The following is a 4693-nucleotide window of genomic DNA, read 5'->3' as shown; positions in this document are numbered from 1 at the left end:
CCACCGCCGTCTGGTCGCGGCCCTCGGGGATCTGGAACCGGACGATGGCGGTCGAGCCGTCGTCCACGTCCGTCCCGCGCCGGGCGATGCCCTGCACCCCGACGTCGCCGAGCCCGAGTTCACGCACCGCGCCGCGCAGATCCTCGAGGGCGAGGGTCTGGCCGGCCGGCTTCGAGACCTCCATCGAGGCCCCGCCGCGGAAGTCGATGCCCATGTTCAGGCCGGGAACGAAGCACGCCACGATCGAGGCGACGCACAGAACCACCGACAGCACCGCGGCGAACCGGGCGTATTTGACGAAATGGAAATTCGTCTTCTGCGGCAGCAGTTTGATGAAGGGCCATCCACGCATCGCCATCACTCCGCGATCGGCAGTTTTTTGGGCTTGGCGGTCTTGAGCCAGTAGGCCAGCAGCACCTGGGCCACCAGAACCGACGAGAACACCGAGGTGAAGACGCCGATGCTCAGCGTCCAGGCGAAGCCGCGCACCGGGCCGGCGCCGAAGACGAACATGATCGCCGCCGCCACCAGGGTGGTGACGTTGGCGTCCAGGATCGTGCCCCAGGCCTTGGAGAATCCGGCGTCCATGCTGGCGATCACGCTGCGGCCCGAGCGGGCCTCGTCGCGCATCCGCTCATAGATCAGCACGTTCGCATCCACGGCCACGGCGAAGGTCAGGATCAGACCGGCGATCCCCGGCAGGGTCAGGGTCGCCTGGGTCAGCGACATGGCCGCCACGATCAGCACCCCGTTCAGCACCAGGCCAATGACCGACACGCCCCCGAACAGGAAGCCGTAGGCCAGGATCATGAACAGCACGATGATGCCGAAGCCCACAGCGGTCGACAGTGCGCCCGCCTTCACGGCGTCGGCGCCCAGTTCGGCGGTGACGGTCCGACGTTCCTCGACGTTCAGCGGCGCCGGAAGAGCGCCGCCGTTCAGCAGGTTCACCAGGGTCGAGGCTTCCTGGATCGAGAACTGGCCGGTGATCTGGCCGGAACCCGTGGTGATCGCGGTCTGGATCGTCGGGGCCGAAATGACCTTGCCGTCCAGAATAATGGCGAAGGGCTTGCCCAGGTTGGCGGCGGTCGCCTCGCCGAAACGGCGGGCGCCGGCGGCGTCGAAGCGGAAGTCGATGGCTGGGCGGCCGCTCTCGTCCGCACCGACCCCGGCGCGGGTCAGGTTCTCGCCCGAAACCAGAACGCGCCGTTTCACCAGATAGGGCGTGCCCTGCTCGTCCATCAGCAGTTCGGCGTCCGGCGGGACGCGACCCGCCACGGCGTCAGTGATTGAATTCTCGGTATCCACCATCTGGAAGGTCAGCTGGGCCGTCTGGCCGATGACGCGTTCCAACTGGGACGGATCACTCTCGCCCGGCGCCTGGACCACGATCCGGTCGGCGCCCTGGCGAGTGATGGAAGGCTCTCGCGTGCCCAGGCTGTCGATCCGGCGGCGAACCACCTCGATCGATTGATCCACGGCCGTCGCGCCCATGCCGGCCAAGGCTGCGTCGGTATAGGCGAAGCGGATGCGATTATCGCCGACCCGCGTCGCCGTCCGTTCGATCTGGCCCGAAGGTCCCGGCGCCCCGGCCATTTGGCGCAGCGCCTCGAAAGCGGCGTCCTGCTGGCCCGGATTGGCCAGGGTCACGGTCACGCCGCCCGTCTCGCGCTGGAAGCCGTTGGTGGCGATCCCGTCGCCGTTCAGCGTGACCCGCACGTCTTCGATCAGATTGGTGATGCGCTTTTCGCGCATCTCCGGCACATCGACCTCCAGCAGCAGGTACGATCCGCCCTGCAGGTCCAGCCCCAGGTTCAGGGCGTTCTTCGGCAGCCAGCCGGGCATGGCTTCCCGCTGAGCCGGGCTCAGCAGGTTGGGGAAGGCCAGCAGGCAGCCGAGGATCGCCGAAGCGACGACGAGGATGACTTTCCAGCGCGAGAGCTGAATCATGAGGGTGGTCTCGGTTCAGCGATACGCTTGGTATCAGGCCTTGGAATCGTTGGCGGCGATGGCGGTGCGGTTGCGCACCTCGGCGATCATGGTCTTGACCACGCGCACATTGACGCTGGGCGCGATCTCGACATTGACCTCGGCCTCTTCGACGCGGGTCACCTTGCCGATCATGCCGCTGGACAGCACGACGGTGTCGCCGCGCTTCACGGCGCCGATGGCGGCCGCATGTTCCTTGGCCCGCTTCTGCTGCGGACGGATCAGCAGGAAGTAGAACAGAATGAAGATGGCGACGATCGGCAGGAACTGCATGATCACGGCCATCATGCCGCCGTCAGCTGGGGCGCCCATGGGTAGTCTCCGAACACAAGGGGGGCGGCCCTCGTCGGCGCCCCATTAAAACGAGGCGCGGAACCTAGGGCTCCGTCTCGCGGATTGCAACGCGGCTAAGCGTCAGCGCGGCAATACGGTCAGGGGATCGACCGCAACGGGGTCGTCGCCTCGCATCTGGCGGGTCTCGAAGTGGATCGACGGGCGACCGTCGCCGGCCGTCAGGCCGACCGTGCCGATCTGCTGTCCGGCCCGCACGTCGTCGCCGTCCTTGACCGTCGCCGAGCCCAGATGGCCATAGACCGTGCGCCAGCCGCCGTTGTGAACCACCAGGACCGTCAGCCCCTGACCCACCAGATCGTCGCCGACATAGGCCACGCGTCCGCCGGCCGAGGCGACGACCGAGGCGCCGGCCGAGGCGCCGATGTTGATGCCGTTGTTGCGCTCGCCCATGCCGACCGGACCGAACCGACGCAGAATGTCGCCACGCACCGGCCACAACAGGGCGATGGGGCCGCCCGCGACAGGCGTGGCGGAAGGCGCCGCGGTGACCGGCGGACGCGCAGCGCCTACTGCGGGAGCCGTCGGGCGGGTCTGAGCCGGAAGCGCGGCGTTGCCCGAAGGCGGCGGCGGAGGCGGCGGGGCCATGCCGCTGTTCGGCACCAGAACCCCGGCCGGCGACGGCCCGGTCGCGTAAGGGTCGCGGCCGGTATCGACCGCCGCATCCGGAAGAATGATTCGTTGGCCCGTCGTGATCGCACCGCGCGGCCCCAGGCCGTTCAGGTCGATCAGGGTCTGAACCGGCGTCTGGAACCGCCGCCCGACGCCCGAAATCGTGTCGCCCGGCTGGATTTCATAGGCGGCGCCCGGCGTGACCACGCCCGAGGGGGCCGGATAGGAGGGCGCAGGCGGAACATAGCTCGGCTGCGCAGGCGTGACCGTGACCGGCGGCGGCAGAGATCCGCCATCCACCTGGCCGACCGGCGCCGTCGCTTGAGGCTGCGGATAGGGCTGAGCCTGAGGAGAGGTCGGCTGACCATAGGGCGCTTGCTGCGTCGGCGGCGGATAGGCGCCCTGCCCGCCCACCGTCGGTCGCGTCGAATACTGCGGCTCGGACGGATAGGTCATACAGGCCGCCGCGCTCAGCGAGGCGCCCGCGATCACAACCGCTCTGATCCAGCCCGATATCACCGCCACCGGCCGCTCCTTAGATGGTTAAAACTGCCCGCCCGGTGTGCCCGCTTGCGCCCCTTAAGCCAAGCCTTCAATCATCGCCAAAGTTAGGCGGGAAGGTTAACGCGGCCGCATGCGCATATCGATCCACACTCGACGGTTCAGCGATTCCGACACCTCGTCCGCCGACGGTTTCATCAAATTGGTCTCGCCATAGGCCGTGATTTCGATGTCTTCAGCTCGGACGCCCAATCGAATGAGCGCGTCAGCAACCGCTTCCGCTCGCATACGACTGAGCGCCAAATTGTCTGACGGTGAACCCAGCGTATCCGCATAACCCTGCAAAATGACGCGCGTCCCTGGCTGATAGGTCGCGGCGTAAATTCGAAGCCGGAGGTCCCATTTCTGATCGACAACGGCGCTGCCGCTCTCGAAAAAGACGCCGTGGTAATGCCAAAGCGCCGGCGGCTGAGGCGTTTCGTGTCGTGTGACTTCGATTGCAAGACACCCTTCGGCCAAGGGCTCATATGAAGTGACAATGGCGATTGCAGGTGAGAACCCAGTGCGGATCGCCTCGACCAATGCGGTGTTTGTTCGTTCCACGGCTGCGCGATCATCAGGACTGTATAGGGCTTCCCGATAAAGCGTAGCGGACGCGCGCCAGGCGGGTGCTTCCTCGAACGTCGCGCGCGCCGCGCGCAAATTTCGGAAGCCTTGAGGCGACAGAACGCCTTCGGCGTCGAAACACACGGGCCAAGTCTGCGCTCTGACAGCCGTCGCAGATAACAAAAAGATGCCAGCGGCGAGCAATAATCGGAACATCAGCGGACCATGCAAGCTCAACCTCCGGCTGTCACCCCTCCTTCGCCGTCCCTTCGACCAGGGGCACGAACCGCACTTCCGTCAGGCTCTCGCGGTGGAACGACCCGTCGCCTTGGCCCACATAACGGTGCAGCATCTGCACCGAAGTCCGGCCCACGGGCGCGACCAGAACCCCGTTCGGCTTCAGCTGCTTCAACAGTTCGGTCGGCTCGGTCGGAGACGCCGCCGTCACCATGATCCGGTCGAAGGGCGCCTGTTCGACCCAGCCCAGACCGCCGTCGCCGTGGCGGGTGATGACATTGTCGATCTTCAGGTCCTTCAGCCGCTGCTCGGCCTCGGTCAGCAGGCTGCGGTACCGCTCGATCGAATAGACATAGCGCGCCAGCCGGCTCAGCACCGCGGCCTGGTAGCCGCTGCC

The 4693-nt window shown here is 66.7% G+C and carries 4 protein-coding genes and 2 pseudogenes; all 6 read right to left on the bottom strand.

The window, feature by feature from the left end:
• Nucleotides 1-352: pseudogene (locus tag Q7J26_RS04710) on the bottom strand (protein translocase subunit SecF); the annotation flags it as partial.
• Between the two features lie 5 nt (nt 353-357).
• Nucleotides 358-1950 (bottom strand): protein translocase subunit SecD, encoded by a 1593-nt coding sequence (secD, locus tag Q7J26_RS04705; RefSeq protein WP_304935347.1) that lies wholly within the window; start codon nt 1948-1950, stop codon nt 358-360.
• Nucleotides 1951-1983: 33 nt separating this feature from the next.
• Nucleotides 1984-2301, bottom strand: a complete 318-nt coding sequence (gene yajC, locus Q7J26_RS04700) for a preprotein translocase subunit YajC (RefSeq protein ID WP_008262385.1) — start codon at nt 2299-2301, stop codon at nt 1984-1986.
• Nucleotides 2302-2403: 102 nt separating this feature from the next.
• Complete coding sequence (locus tag Q7J26_RS04695; protein WP_304935346.1) at nt 2404-3477, bottom strand: peptidoglycan DD-metalloendopeptidase family protein; 1074 nt, start codon at nt 3475-3477, stop codon at nt 2404-2406.
• 96 nt (nt 3478-3573) lie between these two features.
• The gene (locus tag Q7J26_RS04690; protein WP_304935345.1) at nt 3574-4290 is read right to left on the bottom strand and encodes an OmpA family protein; all 717 of its coding nucleotides are present in this window, start codon (nt 4288-4290) and stop codon (nt 3574-3576) included.
• Nucleotides 4291-4306: 16 nt separating this feature from the next.
• A pseudogene (locus Q7J26_RS04685) lies at nt 4307-4693 on the bottom strand (protein-L-isoaspartate O-methyltransferase); the annotation flags it as partial.

The sequence above is a fragment of the Brevundimonas sp. genome, assembly GCF_030656255.1.
Classification (GTDB): Bacteria; Pseudomonadota; Alphaproteobacteria; order Caulobacterales; family Caulobacteraceae; genus Brevundimonas.
Note: the sequence above shows the minus strand (reverse complement) of the source record. Positions and strands in the feature narration are given on the sequence as shown.